This is a genomic window from Rubrivirga sp. (assembly GCF_049648075.1).
Lineage (GTDB): Bacteria > Bacteroidota > Rhodothermia > Rhodothermales > Rubricoccaceae > Rubrivirga.
Genome location: NZ_JBARYR010000059.1, coordinates 1 through 15,361 on the forward strand (window position 1 = coordinate 1; position 15,361 = coordinate 15,361).

Below are 15,361 nucleotides of genomic sequence, written 5' to 3' on the forward strand. Positions count from 1 at the left end.
CCTCGAGGACGCGGACCGACGGCTCGAGGAGCTGGCCGGGACGGCTCGGCTCGGCGCGCTCGCCCGCGATGGCGTCCGCGTCGTGATCGGTGGCCGGCCGAACGCGGGTAAGTCGACGCTCCTCAACGCGCTGGTCGGGGAGGACCGCGCCATCGTGAGCCCGACCGCCGGGACCACGCGCGACGCCGTCGAAGCCGACGCCGAACTCGGGGGGCTCCGCATCCGCTTTCTCGACACCGCAGGTCTCCGGGAGACCGCCGACGCCATCGAGGCCGAGGGCACGCGGCGCGCCCGCGCCGCCATCGACCGCGCCGACGTCCTGCTCTACGTCGTGGACGCGACGCTCGGCCTCGATGCGGAGGAACGCGCGTTTCTCGACGACCGCCGCGACGTGCCGGTCGTGCTCGTCGCCAACAAGTCCGACCTCGATGGAGCTCTCGCCCTCGACGGCGCGATCCCGATCTCGGCTCAGTCCGCCCTCGAGGACGCGTCGGCGCTGGGCGAGCTACGATCGCTCGTCCTCGAGGCCGTTCAAGCAGGCGGGCTGGACTCCGCTGCGGCGGGCGGCGTGTTGGTCAACGAGCGGCACCGCGCCCACCTCGAGGCCGCGCGCGACGCGGTTGGGCGAGCCCAGTCCGCCCTCGAGGACGGGACGGGTGGCGACACGTTGTCGCTCGACCTGCGAGCGGCCATGCACGAGTTGGGACTGGTGACCGGCGCGGTCACAACGGAGCACGTCCTCGATGCGGTGTTCTCCCAGTTCTGCATCGGGAAGTAGCGCCCGAGCTCCTGCCGCGCGTGTTCGATCGGTTCGTCCGCGCCGACGAGAGCCGGTCCTCGAGTGACGCTGGACTCGGCCTGGCCATCGTCAAGCGGATCGCCCAGCTCCACGGCGGGACCGTCCGCGTCGAGAGCACGCTGGGTACCGGCTCCACGTTCTCGCTCGTCCTGGCCATCGCGCCGATCCCGACCTCGAGGGTGGCGTCCTCGAGGTCGAGCGAAGCCGTTCCCGCGTAGCACGCTATCCTTGGGCGAACTCTCCTCGCCCGACATGCGCTCTCTTTTCCTGGCTGTCGTCCTCGCCTCGGCGGTTCACGCCCAGGCGGATCCCGCCGACGTGTCCTCGATCGACGCGATCATGTCGTCGGTCTACGAAGTGATCTCGGGGCCGGCCGACGAAGAGCGCGACTGGGACCGGTTTCGCTCGATGATGCACCCCGAGGCGCGCCTGATCCCGACCGGCGAGCGCGACGGCGTCACATCGGCGAACGTGTTCGACGTCGACGGCTACGTCGAGGTCGCGGGCCGAAGCTTCCGCGACTCGCCGATCTTCCAGGGTAAGGGGTTCTACGAGGTCGAGGCCGCGCGCCGCGTCGAGCGCTACGGCTCCATCGCCCATGTCTGGAGCACCTATGAGAGCCGCCTCGACCCGTCGGAGGAGCCGTTCGCGCGAGGCATCAACTCGTTTCAACTGATGTGGGACGGCGAGCGCTGGCACGTGATGAACATCCTGTGGCACCAGGAGACCGACGACACACCCATCCCAACGCCGTACCTGCCGGAGTAGCAGCCAGCGTCCTCAAGGCCGTCACGGTCAGGTCGCTCATCGTCCTCGACGACGGACCGCGCGACTCTTCGAGAGTACCAGCCTCGAGGTCGGCCCTACGCCTGCGCCATCGTGGCTTCCGAGAAGTGGTGGGCCTCCGAGTTGGCGTAGCGGAGCTGCCACGTGTCGAGTTGCTCCTCGGACAGGTCCGCGACCATGTCTGCGACCTCGTCGATGGAGGAGTCCACGTCGTCGAACAGGCCCTGCATCGGTTCGGCATCGGACGTCATCGAGATCCAGACCTTGATCGACGTGAGTTGGTTGAGGATGCGGTCCTGAAGCATCTCCCGGATGTCGTGGATCGCTTTGGCACGGAGCCGCCGTTGCCGCTCGCGGTCGGCCCACTGGATGGCGACCTGGAGCGAGAGCATTCCCGCGAACGCGAGGGCTCCGGTGTAGATCACGTCGATGCTGCTTAAGAACATCGAGATGACTACGATCAAGAAGAGGGCTGTCGAGGCCGCGAGATAAATCTCAAACCGTCGCAGGACGTGGGAGCGTAGGGTCGTGGCCATAGGTGGCACGGGGAGCCATAGGAGGCACGGGGAAATCCTGAGAGACATCGACCCATCGTTCCTGCAGTTAAATCTGTGGAGTTCTTTTCTCAGACGCGTCACTCTAGGAGCTCTGTAGAGCCATCGATCGCTCCTATCATCGGGGGAGATAGAGGTCGGTCCCATGAATCCTTCAGACTCGTACGACGTCGTCGTGGTCGGCGGCGGCCACGCTGGGGCGGAGGCTGCCCACGCCTCTGCTCGCCTCGGCGCGCGGACGCTGCTGGTGTCGATGAACCTCGACACCTTGGGTGCCATGTCCTGCAATCCCGCCATCGGCGGCGTGGGCAAGGGGCAGATCGTGCGCGAGATCGACGCGTTGGGCGGCTTGATGGGCCGGGTCGCCGACGCGACCGGGATTCAGTTTCGGATGCTCAACAAGGGCAAGGGGCCGGCCGTGTGGAGCCCGCGTTGCCAGAGCGACCGCGCGCAGTACGCCGCCGCCGTCCGGGCCGCCCTCGAGGACACGCCGAACCTGTTCTTCCGCCAGGACCAGGTCGTGGACCTCCTCACTCGAGGACGAGACGGCGACCCCGGATCAGGTCTGGGACAGGCTCTCGAGGTCGCGGGCGTGGTCACGCAGACCGGCTTGGAGATCGCGGCGCGATCGGTGATCGTGACGAGCGGGACGTTCCTCAACGGGACCATCCACCTGGGCGAGCAGCAGTTCGGCGGCGGCCGAGCGGGCGCGCGTGCGGCCGTGGGCCTGAGCGCCTCCCTCGAGGGCTTGGGCTTCGAGTTGGGACGGCTCAAGACCGGCACGCCACCGCGCATCGACGGTCGGACCATCGACACGTCGGCGTGCGACGAGCAGCCGGGCGACGCCGACCCACGTCCGTTCTCGCACCTCACCGACTCGCTTACGCAGGAGCAGCGCTCGTGCTGGCTGACGTACACCAGTCCCGAGGTCCACGACGTCTTGCGGACCGGCTTCGAGCGCTCGCCGATGTTCGCCGGCCGCATCGAGGGCCAGGGACCGCGCTACTGCCCGTCCATCGAGGACAAGATCGACCGGTTCGCGGACAAGTCTCGGCACCAGCTCTTCCTCGAGCCCGAGGGCTGGGACACGCACGAGGTCTACGTCAACGGCTTCTCGACCTCGCTCCCGGAAGACGTCCAAACTGCGGCGCTACGGCTCGTTCCCGGCTTGGAGGGCGCGCACGTCCTGCGGCCGGGCTACGCCATCGAGTACGATTACGTGCCGCCGTACCAACTTCGGTACACGCTCGAGACGAAGCGCGTCGGCGGGCTCTTCCTGGCGGGCCAGATCAACGGGACGACGGGCTACGAGGAGGCCGCCGGGCAGGGACTCATGGCCGGCATCAACGCTGCGCGGCGGCTCGGCGATCAAGGGGGCGTGGTCTTGGGCCGCGACCAAGCCTACCTCGGCGTGTTGATCGACGACCTGGTGGCGAAGGGCACTGACGAGCCGTACCGCATGTTCACCTCGCGCGCCGAGCACCGCCTGCTGCTCCGCCAGGACACGGCCGACCGACGCTTGACGCGCCTGGGCCACGCCCTCGGCCTGGCCGACCTCGAGCGGGTCCGTCGCGTGGAGGCCAAGGAGGCCGCTCTGTCCCAGACACTGGCCGCCCTCGAGGCCGAGAACGCGACGCCGGACGCCGTCAACCCCTACCTCGAGGCCGCAGGCACGACGCCGATCTCAGAGCCGACACGACTGGCGAAGCTGGCGCTGCGCCCTCAGGTGGAGCTGTGGGATATGCTCGGAGCGACGGGCCAGCGAGGCTTGATCGCCTCCGGCCCCGGCATGGAACGAACGGAAGAACTGGCCCAGATCGAGCTCCGCTACGCCGGCTACGTCGAGCGCGAGCGCGAGTTGGTGGCCCAGATGCAAAGCCTGGAGCGCTGGCGCGTGCCCGAGTCGTTCGACTACGACGCCGTTGGCGCGATCACCCTCGAGGCGCGCGAGAAGCTGTCCCGCATCCGCCCCGACACGTTGGGGCAAGCGTCGCGCATCTCGGGCGTCAGCCCGGCCGATGTTCAAGCGCTGATGGTCCTCCTCAAGCGTCACCGCGCGCCGTCGGGCGACGGGTCCGCTGGCTGCGCCGGCCTCGCGGCTCTCGAGGTCGAGACCCCGGCTTCGGTCTAGCTTCGGCCCATGCTCTCCGTCCCGTTCGACCTGTCCGGCTCCCAGCGCGCCACGCTCGACGCCTACGTCGCGGAGCTCGAGCGTCTCAACCGGCGCGTCAACCTGGTCGCCCGTCCGGCCTCGAGGGCGGACTTGGAGCGGCACGTCCGGCACTGCTTGGCGCTCGCGGCCAAACCCTTCCCCCACGGCGCGACGGTCGTGGACTGGGGCAGCGGCGGAGGACTCCCCGCCGTCCCGCTCGCCGTCGCGTTTCCCGACCTCGAGGTCGTCGCGGTGGATACGGTGGGAAAGAAGACGGAGACCGTCAAGTTGGTCTCGCGTCGCCTGGACATCACGAACCTGGCGGCGTGGAACGGGCGTGCCGAGACCTACGACGGGCCGGCGCCCCACGTCTCGGTCAGCCGCGCCACGGCGCCGCTCGCGACGCTGTGGGCCTGGCACACGCGTGTTTGCCAACCGATCGACCTCGAGGGCGACGTGTGGTCGGGCCTCGTCTGTCTCAAGGGCGGCGACCTCGAGGGCGAGATCGCCCAACTTCATGAGGTTGCCCCCGACGTGGAGGTCACGGTGTCCGGCCTCGAGGACGTGCTCGGGCCGGAGTGGTCGGACAAGTCCATCGTCCAGGTAACCGGGCTGTAACGCCATCGAGGTCGACCCGCGGCGCGGCCGTCCTCGATGGTGTTCGCGACCTCGATCACGCCTGTAGCGCCGTTGCATGCAACGGCGTCGATCAGGTTGTCCGAACTGTCCTCGAGGTCGGCATCCTCGAGGTCGGGCGGCCCACCGCATGGATCCCCGCGTGCGCGAGGATGACCCGGTTATTGGGTAAGCCGTGGACGGAACTCCGAGGGCCGGGGGGCACCGCGCCCTCGAGGGCGAACCAGAAAAAAACGCGCCCACCGGGTGCGGGCCGGTGGGCGCGGGTCGCGGAGGGCCTGTGGTGGGCGGCCCGCCGAGAGGGGGGGAGGCCGGCTAGTAGCGGCCTCGGTAGCGGTCGCCGCCGAACCGAAGTCCGAAGGTCAGCGTGAGCGACTGGTTCCGGTAGTCCGGCGCGACGTCGAGGGCGGGGTCGAAGTCGACGGCGTCGGTCAAGCCGAACGCGTACCGGGCTTCGACAAATGTGGCCCCCGAGCCGATGTCGAGCCCGACGAGCGCGCCGTAGTCCGTGTTGGTGTCGAGCTCGTTGACGAACGAGTCCCCGCCGTCCTCGACGGCGACCTCGGACGAGAGCGGGACACCGACGTAGCCGCCGGCCGAGACGCCGACGTCCAGGAGCGGGCCGACGGGGAGGGCGAGCCGGAGCGTGGCCGGGACCTCGAGGTAGTCGAGCCGAGTCGTCTCCTGGTAGGGCAGGCCGAACTCGTCCTCGAAGACGGCGCCTTTCTGGGTGTAGAGGGCCTCGACCTGGACGCCGAGCGACGGCGACAACGGGACCAAGACGCCGGCCCCGGCCGTGAAGCCGAGCCGAGGTTGGTCGACGAGCTCGTCCTCAAACAAGAAGTCGACGTCATCGCCGGAGAACGTGGCCGTCGCCAGGCCGCCCTTGACGACGAACTGGGGCTGGGCAGAAGCGGGAGCGGCCGCGAGCGAGAGAACGGCGGCGAGGAGGAGTGTGCGCATGGGATCAAAGAGTGGTGGGGAAGCTGCGCCATCGAGGTCGGAGGTCCGTTCCTTCGGCAGGCTCAGAACGGGCTCTCGAGGCGATGTCCTTCAAGCCGCGCGCCAACGACGACAGGTCTCAGAGAACGCAGTCTTTATGGCCCAGAACGGACCTCGGGACTGAAAGGGGCGTTGACAAATCAGTGTCACCCGTCCGATTCTGCGGACACCTCTGCCCGTCTCCGTCGTCACCCACGCGGTCTCGCCGCGACTCCTGAATGGCCCGATCTGATCGCTCCCTCAACAAGACCGAGCGCCTGTTCGCCCTGGTCCTCCTGCTCCAGAACCGGCCGAACATGACGAGCCGCGATCTGTCGGAGCACTTCGGCGTGAGCCGGCGGACCATCTTCCGCGACCTCCGAACGTTGGGCGAGAGCGGCGTCCCGCTCACCTACGCCGAGACCGGGGGCTATGAGATCTTGGAGGGCTACCAGCTTCCGCCCCTGATGTTCAGCGCGCGTGAGGCCGCGACGCTCTTGGTCGGCACCGGCTTCACCAAGCTCCAGCCCGACGCCTCGCTCCGCACCGACGCCGACGCCGTCGCGATGAAGATCCGCAACGTGCTCCCCGAGCCCGTCCGCGACTACATCGACCGGTTGCAGGAGCGGACGGTGCTCGCGCCGTTCAACGAGGTCCGCGACCGCGGCGCGACTGGCGACGAGCAGGGCCTGTGGTTCGAACTCTCCGAAGCCATCGCGCGCCAGCGCAAGGTCAAGATGACCTACTATGTGGCGTCCCGCGACGAAGAGACCGTCCGCGAGGTCGACCCGCTCGGTCTGGTCTACTACTCGGATCACTGGAACCTGATCGCCTACGACCACCTGCGCGACGACATCCGCAACTTCCGGCTCGACCAGATCAAGAAGCTCCGCACCCGGTTCGACCGCTTCGAGGCGCCCGCCGGATTCGACCTCAAAGAGCACCTGCGTGAGCGCGGCACGAGCCCGGAGAACGTCAGGATGCAAGTCCGCTTCCGCAACCGCGCCTGGCGGTGGGCACGCACCCAGGTCCCAGCCGACATCGAGCAGGAGCTCCCGCAAGACGGCTGGACCGAGGTCACGTTCGAGTTCGAGAACGTCGCCTACGTCGCCAAGTGGCTGCTCCGCTACGGCACCGACGTCGAGGTCGTGTCACCCGACGAGCTTCGCGACGAGGTGATCCGACAGGCACAGTCTGTGGCCGACATGTACGCCGCCGTGGCCACCTGATCGACTCCGAAGTCCACGAGCGCCCCGTGTTGATTGCTACGCCCGCAGGATTCGGGTCCTGGATCTACGTCCTCGAGGACGGAGACGAGCCTCTCGCGACGATCAAGCCGCCCTCGATCCTGAACAAGTCAGGGGAGATCACGATGGGAGCGGTGCCGTTCGCCATCGAGGCCGAGGGGCTGACCGGCGGGACGCTCCGGCTCCTGTTCGAGGGGCTCGTCGTCGCGACGGCCGAGCGGCAGACGTCGTTCTGGCGTCGATACCACGTGACCCTCGACGCTAGCCTAGCGGTCGACACCCCGACCGATCTCGTCCTCGCATCGCAGTTCGGAATCCGCGCTTTCGCCCTCGAGGCCGACGGCGAGCGGCTCGGCATGATTCGCAGAGCGAGCCTGCTGCGCCGGAATGCCGAGGTCGAGATTCTTGAGTCGGTCCCCCTCGTCGTCAAGGCGTTCTGCCTCGCCGTCGTGCTCGTCGAGTGGCGTCGGTCGTCGTAGGAGTCGACCTCGAGGGCGGACACGAAAAAACCGGCCCCGAGGTCGTCCTCGAGGCCGGCGCAAGCGGGGAGGCCGTGCTCTAGACCACCTTAAAGTCGGCGCGCGTGCCGACGGCGGTCTCCACGATGTTCGTCACGTCGACGGTGACGTCGCCCTCACCGTGGGTCGTCTTGTGGTAGATGGTGCCCTCAAACGTGGCCTCGTCGATGTCGGTCGTGATGGCATCGGAGTCCTCGTTGGCGAAGAAGACGCCCCGGTACTGCTTGCCTTCGAACGTGTCGATGGGGAAGACGTAGCCCTGGCCGTCAACACCGGCGAGCTTGGCGTCCTGGAGTTCGTAGAGAGACAAAGTGGAACCTCAAAAGTGGTGAAACAAAAGGAGATCGGGAGTGCAACAACGCGCCGAGAGAACAGAGCGCGGCGCGCTGGGCCGACCTATCATTCAATGGCAAAATACCCTCAGGGTTTCCCCCACGTTATGAATCGTCTGTCTCTCGCGGGCCTCGTCGTCGCCGTCTTGGTCGGCGTGTCCGGCTGCACGGCGGGCTCCGCCATCGCCGATCCAGGCTCGCCCTCGAGGACGACGTTTACCGTCCTGCAGATCAACGACGTGTACGAGATCACGCCCGTCGAGGGCGGACGAGCCGGCGGGCTGGCTCGCGTCGCCGGGCTCCGTCAGCAGCTCTTAGCCGAGGGCACGCCGGTCGTGACCGTCATGGCGGGCGACTTCCTGAGCCCGTCCGCGCTCGGGACGGCCCGCGTCGAGGGCGAGCGGCTCTACGGCAAGCAGATGGTGGCGGTGCTCAACGCTCTCGGCCTCGATGCGGCGGCCGTCGGCAACCACGAGTTCGACGTCAGCGAAGACGCGCTCCAGGCCCGCATCGCCGAGGCCGACTTCCCGTTTGTCTCGGCCAACATCGTCCGCCCCGATGGCTCGCCCTTTCCCAATGTGGCACCGCGCGTGGTCCTCGACCTCGAGGCCGCTGACGGTCCCGTTCGCGTCGGCATCGCGAGCGTCGTGCTGCCCTCCAACGAAAAACCCTACGTCCGCTACCTCCCCGCCGACTCCACCCTCCGTGCCGAGGTCGCCCGGCTGGACCCGGTCACCGACGTCGTGATCGGACTGACACACCAAGGCTTCGCCGCCGACGCGACGGCCGCCGCCACGATTCCCGGCCTCGATGCGGTCATGGGCGGGCACGAGCACGAGAACGTGCGCGCCTATCGCGGCCCCAACCTGACGCCGGTCATGAAAGCCGACGCCAACGCCCGTACGGCCTACGTCCACCGCTTCACGCTCGACCGAGCGACCGGTACCCTCGAGGTCGACTCAGAGCTCGTCCCGATTACGTCCTCGACGCCGGAGGATCCGGCCGTCGCGGCCATCGTGACCGAATGGGTCGAGGTCGCCTCGGCGGGCTTCCGCGCCGATGGGTTCGATCCTGACCGCGTGGCCGTCGTGACGACGGAGACCCTCGACGGGCGCGAGAGCACGGTCCGCACGCGGCCCTCGAGGCTGGGCGGCCTGATCGCCGACGGCTTTCGTCGCGCTGCCGGCGTCGAGGTCGGGCTGTTCAACGGCGGCTCGATCCGCGTCGACGACGTGCTCGGTGCCGGGCCGTTCACCGAGTACGACGCCATCCGCGTGCTTCCTTTCGGCGGCGAGGTCGTGACCGTCGAGATGCCGGGCGCGTTGCTCAGCCGCGTCCTCGATCAAGGCGTCGCGAACGCCGGGACGGGCGGGTTCTTGCAGACGGCCGGCCTCGAGGGCGGACCCGGCGCGTGGCGCATCGAGGGCGCCGCCCTCGAGGGCGATCGCCTCTACACGGTCGCGACCAACGACTTCCTGGTCACAGGTCGCGAGACCGGGCTGGACTACTTCGACGCCGAGACGAACCCGGACGTCACACTCATCGGCGAGCACGGCGACGTCCGGCGCGCCCTCATCGACGAATTGGCGCGGACGTACCGCTAGGCTCCGGGCCGGCGGCAGATCCGCGTGTCGCCGTTGATGGCCGTGATCGTGATCTCGAACTCCAGCGTCGCGCACGACGGAATCCCGACGCCACCGTCTCGCCCTTCGATCTCGCCCGACCCGTAGCCCAGGCTCGGCGGGATGATGACGCGCCTCGTCTCGCCGACTTGCTGTGCGGCCATCCCGAGCACGAAGCCGGGAATCAGGCTGCCCGCGGTGTAGAAGGTGTTGGAGGGCTGGCTCGTAAAGATGAAGTTCAGCGTCCCCTCGTCGAACGTCCCCGACCCGTCCGCCAACCGACCGACGTAGCGGAGGGACACGCACGCGTTGGTCGCGACAGTGTCGCCGAGTTCGGTCTCTTCGGGCGAGATGTCCTCGAACGAGAACGGAACGTCGTCGGTGCAGACCCCCTCCGTGGCAGAGCTGTCGCAGCCCGAGAGCGCGGGCGTCCCTGAGAGGACGAGGACAGAGAGGAGAACGGTGGCGAGCGGTCCGAAAACGCGCATGGGGTCCGGGGAAGTCGGCCCGGAAGCTAGGTGGGTCCTGTGCGGCGTGGCCTCGTCGGACGCCTTTTCACCCCGTCCGCGTCGGCTGTGACAGCATTCTATCAGGTCAGGGAGAGGCTGTCTCCGACCTCGAGGCGGGTGCCTTCACCCTCTGCGGCGGGCGTCCTCGAGGCCGAGACCTGAGGCGGCTTAGGTTGAATGTTAGGTTTTTCGCAGTAGGTTGTCTCTCCACCGGCACTCTCTCTCATGCGTACGACTCTCCTTCTCACCGTCTTGCTCGCGGCGTCCGTCACCGTTCAGGCGCAGGACATGCCCACGGCTGCTCCTGCCGATGTTGAGTCACCCGAGACCATTGTTCAGGCGGTCTACGCGTCCCTCGAGCGTGCGCCCGGCGATCAGTTCGACTGGGATCGGTTCCTGTCGCTCTATCTCCCCGAGGCCATCCTGATGCCTAACACCGAGCAGTTGGGCGGTTCCGAGCGGAGGTTCACTCCGCAGAAGTACGTGGACTACATCCAGGCCATCTACGACGCCGCCGACTACATCGGGAGCCCGGCCGACACCGGGTTCGAGGAGAAGGAGATCCACAACGTGACGCACCGCTTAGGAGACGTCGCGCAGGTGTTCAGCACCTACGACAAGTTTGCGTGGCAGGGCGATGAGAGCCTTGGCCGCGGCATCAACAGCTTCCAACTCGCATACCGTGGCGGCCGGTGGTGGATCGTCTCGGGCATCTGGGACGAGGAGACCGGTGCTGGTCCGATCCCCGACCAGTTCCTGAGCGAGTAGCCGACAGACTCCGCCTCAGCCAGAGGGCTCGCCCTCGAGGGCGGACGAAGGGTTCGGCCCCGAGGACGCTGGTACGTGTGGCGGAGCCGACCTCGAGGTCGCTACACGCCGAGCGCGTCCGTGTCGATCGAGGACAGGTGCGTCGTGAGGGTCTCGAAGCCGAGCCGGTCGCGGGCGTCGTCCCACCCGGCCCACTCGACGGCCTCGATGCCCTCCCGCTTCTCGGGCTTGAAGGACTCGGCGGTCGTGGTCATGGCGTACCAGTACGTGGTCTTGACGGCGTAGGCCTGGGCCTTGGGCCAGATGTAACCGTGGGCGGTCGTCCCCAAGTGGGCCGTGACAGACAGCTTCTTTTGCTTGATGCCGACTTCCTCGGCCACCTCGCGAACGGCCGTCTCGCGGACGCTCTCGCCGGGGTCGAGCTTGCCCTTCGGCAGGTCCCACGCGCCGCGGCGGAAGATGAGCAGCACCTCGAGGTCGCTCTCGTCCCGACGCACGACGTAGCCTCCGGCTGCGATGATCGGCGCCGGGCGCCAGTAGTCGCCGTCGACGTCGATGTTCAAGACCGCCGAGCGCGGGACGTGCGCCGTGGTGTCGCCGTTGAGGGTCAGGCCTGCCGGGTCGAGGACGAGGACGCGGCCCGTCACGCCGTCGGGGGAGATGGCTGCGCCCTCGGCGCCCTCGAGGGTGCGGTAGAGCCGGTAGGGCTCGCCGTCGGCGCTCCAGCCACTTTCGGGGAATCCGTGGTCTCGGACGAACGTGGGCAGGAACAGGAGCACGGGCAGCGTCGGGGGCGTGGCGTAAGATCGCAGCAACGGGCACGCTCTACCGATCCCCTCGTTCCTCCCCTCTCATTATGGCCTACGACGTTGATCTCTTGGTTCTCGGCGGAGGCGCCGCCGGCCTGACCGCCTCCGGGACCGCCGCAAACCTGGGCGCCAAGACCATGATGGTCGAGCGTGACCGCTTGGGCGGCGACTGCACGTGGACCGGCTGCGTCCCCTCGAAAACGCTGCTCCACGCCGCCGACCTGCGCGCGTCCTCGAGGGCGTTCGTCGAGCGCTTCGCCGAAGAAGGCGCGACGTTGCCTGACGCCAACTTCCAGGCCATCATGCGCGACGTCCACGAGGTCCGCCAGGAGGTCTACGACGACGCCGACGACCCGGCCATCTTCGAGGGCTTCGGCATCGAGGTCGTCAAGGGAGACGCGCGGTTTACCGGGCCGCACTCGGTCCGCATCGAGGGCGAAGACGGCGACCGCGACGTGACATTCCGCAAGGCCATCATCGCGACGGGAGGCCGCGCCGCGCCGCCTCCGATCACGGGCTTGGAGGACACGCCCCACCTGACCAACGAGGGCCTGTTCGAGATCACGACGCAGCCGGAGCACCTGGTCATCGTCGGCGCCGGACCCATCGGGTGCGAGATGGGGCAGTCGTTCCGGCGGCTGGGTTCGCGTGTGACGGTCATCGACCGCGCGGGCGAGATCCTGGGCAAAGACGACGCCGACCATGCGGCCATCCTGCGCGGCGTCTTGGAGGACGAAGGCATCGAGTTCGTGCTGGGCGCGAGCGTCGACCGCGTCGAGGGCGACGACGGCGCCATCACGGCGCACGTGACGGTCGGCGGTGAAACGCGGGCCATCGAGGGCGACCGGCTCCTGATCGCGACGGGGCGGAAGCCCAACGTCGAGGACCTCGGCCTCGAAGACGCGGGCATTGCGTTCACCAAGAAGGGAGTGACGGTCAACAACCGCTGCCGAACGAACCTGGGTCACGTCTGGGCCGCGGGCGACTGCACCGGCGAGTACGCGCTGACCCACATGAGCGAGCACATGGGCAAGCAGGCGGCCACGAACGCCATCCTGCGCGTGCCGGCCGCCATCGACCGGGACGGCATCACCTGGACCACGTTCACGACGCCGGAAGTGGCCCAACTCGGCCCGACCGAGGACGAACTCCGTGGTCAGGGGAAGGCCTTCGTGACGTACCGCTTCCCGTACACCAAGGTCGACCGCGCGATCACGGAGCACGCGACGCAGGGCCACGTCAAGATCCACGCGACCAAGTGGACGGGCAAGATCCTGGGCGCGAGCGTCGTCGGCGAGCGGGCCGGTGAGCTGATCTCGATCTACGGCGTCGCCAAGAAAGCCGGCGTCTCGGTGCGGTCGATCTCGGACACCATCTTCCCGTACCCGACCTACGGCCTGGGTGCGCGCCGCGCGGCGGACCAGTACTACATCCAAAAGGCGTTCCCGGCGTTCGTCGACGTGGTCAAGCGGGTGTTCCGCTACCGAGGCACGACGCCTCCGCCGCCGGACCCGAACCGGGTGCTGTAGGCACCCTTCGGGTGGGGCATGGGACGCTTCGGGGCCGCGGATTCGTCCTCGAGGACGTGGATCGCTTGAGATCGCCTACGACGTCCCCTCTTCCTGAGGGTGAGGGGCCGCGATGGTCGTTCGTCCTCGAGGTCGCAAGCGGTCACGGCACGCCGTGCCCCTACGTCCCTGACTTGCCTCGAGGGCGCCTTACGCCGTCGCGCCGATCGCCTCGCCCATCCGAACGACCGTCCCGGCCTCGAGGGCGCTGTCTAGATTGACGCGCCCGTCCTCGAACGCGAGCACGACGCTGCTGCCCAGCAGGAACCGCCCGATCTCGGCGCCCTTCTCGACCTCGAGGTCGTAGCGCGTGACCTGTCGCGAGCGGTAGGGCGAGGCGGGGCCGTCCCAGACCGTCTCGATGCTCGCCACGATCATGGCGCCCACCATCACGACCAGCATCGTGCCGGCGGCGGTCTCGAACTCCATGACTAGGCGCTCGTTGACCGCGAACAAGCCCTGGACGCCGGCCTCGGTCGTGGCGTTGACGGAGAACAGCTTGCCGGGGATGGCGACCGTCCGGGTTAGGCGCCCCGCGAGGGGGAGGTGGACGCGGTGGTAGTCGCTCGGCGAGAGGTAGATGGTCGCGAACGCTCCGCCCTCGAAGGCCGGGCTCGCACAGACGTCGGCGAGGGAGCGGAACGGGTAGCGGATGCCCTTGGCCTGGATCAGCTTGCCGTCCTCGATGATGCCCGTCTGGCTCACGGCGCCGTCCGCTGGGCTGGCGACGGAGTCCGGCGCGGTGTCGATGGGCCGAGCGCCGGGCACGAGCGACCGGCTAAAAAAGTCGTTGAACGAGTCGTAGGCCTCGAGGTCGGGCCGCTCGGCCTGGGCCATGTCGACGCCGTAGGCGCGGGCGAACGCTTTGATGAGCGGCTTGCGGATCCAGATCCTCGAGGTCGACGCTAGGCGCCCCGCCGCGCGCGAGAGCCCGTGCTGGGGCAGGATCTTCTGAAGCCGGACGAACGCGCTCATGGTCTCGAGAGAGGGGACCGACACTACCGGGCAGCGTCGGCGGCGGTTCTTCGGCCGTCCCTGGGGGCGCTATCCAAAATCGAGGAAGCGCGCCCGTTCGCTCGGCGTCGGGATGCGGCACTCGTCTTTCTTGCCGAAGACGCGGTACCGGCTCTTGGCGATGCCTCGGTAGATCGGCTCGCGGATCGCGCGGGGAACAGCGAGACCCGCACGAGCGAGTCCGCTCCACGGCGCGTCGAGGCGGCGGCCGACCTCGAGGGCGGCGTCGGAGCCGATGTGAATCTGTCCGCTCTCGTCCACCAGGACCAGGCTCGCGAGGTAGTCGGCCTCCAAGCCGGCGCGGTCGAGGTAGGGCGTCGCGACATCGCTCTGGAGCGAGGCGAAGCGGAACCGCTCGGCGCGGTCGTGGCGCATCACGAACTGGACGGCGCCGTCGCACAGGTTGCAGACGCCGTCGAACAGCAGGATCGGGTTGGGCTCGCTCATGCCTGGGGCGTGATCTCGACTCGGTATCGGCCTCGAGGACGCGATCTCGAGCGAAGAACGCACGAGTCGGCCTCGAGGGCAGGCCTGAACATCGGCTCGCGGAAAAAGATCGAGCCGGGTGCGACCGTCTGCTGGGATCGCTTGTCTTGTGGGTACGAACCGCCCCCGGTCCCCCATGACGTTCGCCGCCGCCCTCGCTCCCCACTACGACGACGCGCTCCGCTTCTGCCGGAGCCTGTGCGCGGACTGGGGTCCCGACCAGGCCGAGGACGTGCTCCACGACGCCATGGTCCGGGCGCACGGCGGGTTCGACGGCTTGCGCGACCTCGAGGCGTTTCGGCCCTGGCTGTTCCGCACCATCGCGCGAACGCACCACAACGCGCGTCGGTGGCGGTTTTGGCGTCGCCTGGTCCCGCTCGAGCCGCGGTCGCAGGCGCCGGCCGTCTACGCCCGATCCGAGCCGGCGGCCGAAGCGCGTGACCTTCTCCGCGCCTTGGCGGCGCTCCCCGAGCGCGACCGGACGACGTTGCTGCTCTTCGAGGTCGGCGGGTTCTCCGTCGACGAGGTCGCTGAGATCGTCGGCGACCGGACGGCGTCGGCGGTCAAGTCGCGGCTGAGC

At 68.4% G+C, this 15,361-nt stretch carries 18 protein-coding genes; 11 read left to right on the forward strand and 7 right to left on the reverse strand.

Annotated elements, in window-relative coordinates; all coding sequences use genetic code 11:
- The 3 genes from WBA11_RS01700 to WBA11_RS01710 all read left to right on the forward strand — a co-directional run.
- On the forward strand, positions 1-778 hold a 778-nt coding region (locus WBA11_RS01700), incomplete at its 5' end, for a GTPase (protein ID WP_424519000.1).
- 20 nt (positions 779-798) lie between these two features.
- The gene (locus WBA11_RS01705; protein WP_424519001.1) at positions 799-1,017 is read left to right on the forward strand and encodes an ATP-binding protein; all 219 of its coding nucleotides are present in this window, start codon (positions 799-801) and stop codon (positions 1,015-1,017) included.
- Positions 1,018-1,051: 34 nt separating this feature from the next.
- The gene (locus tag WBA11_RS01710) at positions 1,052-1,567 is read left to right on the forward strand and encodes a hypothetical protein (protein ID WP_424519002.1); all 516 of its coding nucleotides are present in this window, start codon (positions 1,052-1,054) and stop codon (positions 1,565-1,567) included.
- A 95-nt stretch (positions 1,568-1,662) separates the two neighbouring features.
- On the opposite strand, the gene WBA11_RS01715 is transcribed toward WBA11_RS01710, so the two are convergent.
- The gene (locus WBA11_RS01715; protein WP_424519003.1) at positions 1,663-2,121 is read right to left on the reverse strand and encodes a hypothetical protein; all 459 of its coding nucleotides are present in this window, start codon (positions 2,119-2,121) and stop codon (positions 1,663-1,665) included.
- Positions 2,122-2,284: 163 nt separating this feature from the next.
- On the opposite strand from WBA11_RS01715, the gene mnmG reads away from it, so the two are divergent.
- Positions 2,285-4,270: a tRNA uridine-5-carboxymethylaminomethyl(34) synthesis enzyme MnmG gene (gene mnmG / locus WBA11_RS01720; protein ID WP_424519004.1), complete on the forward strand. Its 1,986-nt coding sequence runs from the start codon at positions 2,285-2,287 to the stop codon at positions 4,268-4,270.
- A gap of 9 nt (positions 4,271-4,279) precedes the next feature.
- The gene (locus tag WBA11_RS01725; protein ID WP_424519005.1) at positions 4,280-4,909 is read left to right on the forward strand and encodes a 16S rRNA (guanine(527)-N(7))-methyltransferase RsmG; all 630 of its coding nucleotides are present in this window, start codon (positions 4,280-4,282) and stop codon (positions 4,907-4,909) included.
- A gap of 333 nt (positions 4,910-5,242) precedes the next feature.
- On the opposite strand, the gene WBA11_RS01730 is transcribed toward WBA11_RS01725, so the two are convergent.
- Positions 5,243-5,890, reverse strand: a complete 648-nt coding sequence (locus WBA11_RS01730) for a porin family protein (RefSeq protein ID WP_424519006.1) — start codon at positions 5,888-5,890, stop codon at positions 5,243-5,245.
- 257 nt (positions 5,891-6,147) lie between these two features.
- Here WBA11_RS01730 and WBA11_RS01735 point away from each other — a divergent pair, with 257 nt between their 5' ends.
- Together WBA11_RS01735 and WBA11_RS01740 are read left to right on the forward strand one after the other, a co-directional pair.
- Positions 6,148-7,137 (forward strand): helix-turn-helix transcriptional regulator, encoded by a 990-nt coding sequence (locus WBA11_RS01735; RefSeq protein WP_424519007.1) that lies wholly within the window; start codon positions 6,148-6,150, stop codon positions 7,135-7,137.
- Between the two features lie 29 nt (positions 7,138-7,166).
- Positions 7,167-7,634: a hypothetical protein gene (locus tag WBA11_RS01740; protein WP_424519008.1), complete on the forward strand. Its 468-nt coding sequence runs from the start codon at positions 7,167-7,169 to the stop codon at positions 7,632-7,634.
- 79 nt (positions 7,635-7,713) lie between these two features.
- Here the strand turns inward: WBA11_RS01740 and WBA11_RS01745 are convergent, their stop codons facing one another.
- On the reverse strand, positions 7,714-7,983 hold the full coding sequence (locus tag WBA11_RS01745; protein WP_424519009.1) for a hypothetical protein: 270 nt from the start codon (positions 7,981-7,983) through the stop codon (positions 7,714-7,716).
- Positions 7,984-8,112: 129 nt separating this feature from the next.
- On the opposite strand from WBA11_RS01745, the gene WBA11_RS01750 reads away from it, so the two are divergent.
- Positions 8,113-9,609, forward strand: coding sequence for a bifunctional metallophosphatase/5'-nucleotidase (locus WBA11_RS01750; protein WP_424519010.1), 1,497 nt, complete (start codon positions 8,113-8,115; stop codon positions 9,607-9,609).
- On the opposite strand, the gene WBA11_RS01755 is transcribed toward WBA11_RS01750, so the two are convergent.
- Complete coding sequence (locus tag WBA11_RS01755) at positions 9,606-10,115, reverse strand: FKBP-type peptidyl-prolyl cis-trans isomerase (protein WP_424519011.1); 510 nt, start codon at positions 10,113-10,115, stop codon at positions 9,606-9,608. The two genes, WBA11_RS01750 and WBA11_RS01755, sit on opposite strands and share 4 nt — an antisense overlap.
- A 246-nt stretch (positions 10,116-10,361) precedes the next feature.
- Here WBA11_RS01755 and WBA11_RS01760 point away from each other — a divergent pair, with 246 nt between their 5' ends.
- Positions 10,362-10,904 (forward strand): hypothetical protein, encoded by a 543-nt coding sequence (locus WBA11_RS01760; RefSeq protein ID WP_424519012.1) that lies wholly within the window; start codon positions 10,362-10,364, stop codon positions 10,902-10,904.
- A gap of 101 nt (positions 10,905-11,005) precedes the next feature.
- Here the strand turns inward: WBA11_RS01760 and WBA11_RS01765 are convergent, their stop codons facing one another.
- Entirely contained in the window at positions 11,006-11,719 is a 714-nt protein-coding gene (locus WBA11_RS01765) for an NUDIX hydrolase (protein ID WP_424519013.1), read from the reverse strand.
- Between the two features lie 41 nt (positions 11,720-11,760).
- Here WBA11_RS01765 and WBA11_RS01770 point away from each other — a divergent pair, with 41 nt between their 5' ends.
- A complete protein-coding gene (locus WBA11_RS01770; RefSeq protein WP_424519014.1) occupies positions 11,761-13,242 on the forward strand; it encodes a dihydrolipoyl dehydrogenase family protein in 1,482 nt (493 codons plus the stop codon).
- Between the two features lie 189 nt (positions 13,243-13,431).
- Here WBA11_RS01770 and asd read toward each other — a convergent pair whose 3' ends face one another.
- Both asd and WBA11_RS01780 read right to left on the reverse strand, forming a co-directional pair.
- On the reverse strand, positions 13,432-14,256 hold the full coding sequence (gene asd, locus WBA11_RS01775) for an archaetidylserine decarboxylase (protein WP_424519015.1): 825 nt from the start codon (positions 14,254-14,256) through the stop codon (positions 13,432-13,434).
- Positions 14,257-14,325: 69 nt separating this feature from the next.
- Positions 14,326-14,805: a thiol-disulfide oxidoreductase DCC family protein gene (locus WBA11_RS01780; RefSeq protein ID WP_424519016.1), complete on the reverse strand. Its 480-nt coding sequence runs from the start codon at positions 14,803-14,805 to the stop codon at positions 14,326-14,328.
- A 112-nt stretch (positions 14,806-14,917) separates the two neighbouring features.
- Here WBA11_RS01780 and WBA11_RS01785 point away from each other — a divergent pair.
- The coding region (locus tag WBA11_RS01785) for an RNA polymerase sigma factor (protein WP_424519017.1) at positions 14,918-15,361 on the forward strand (444 nt) is incomplete at its 3' end.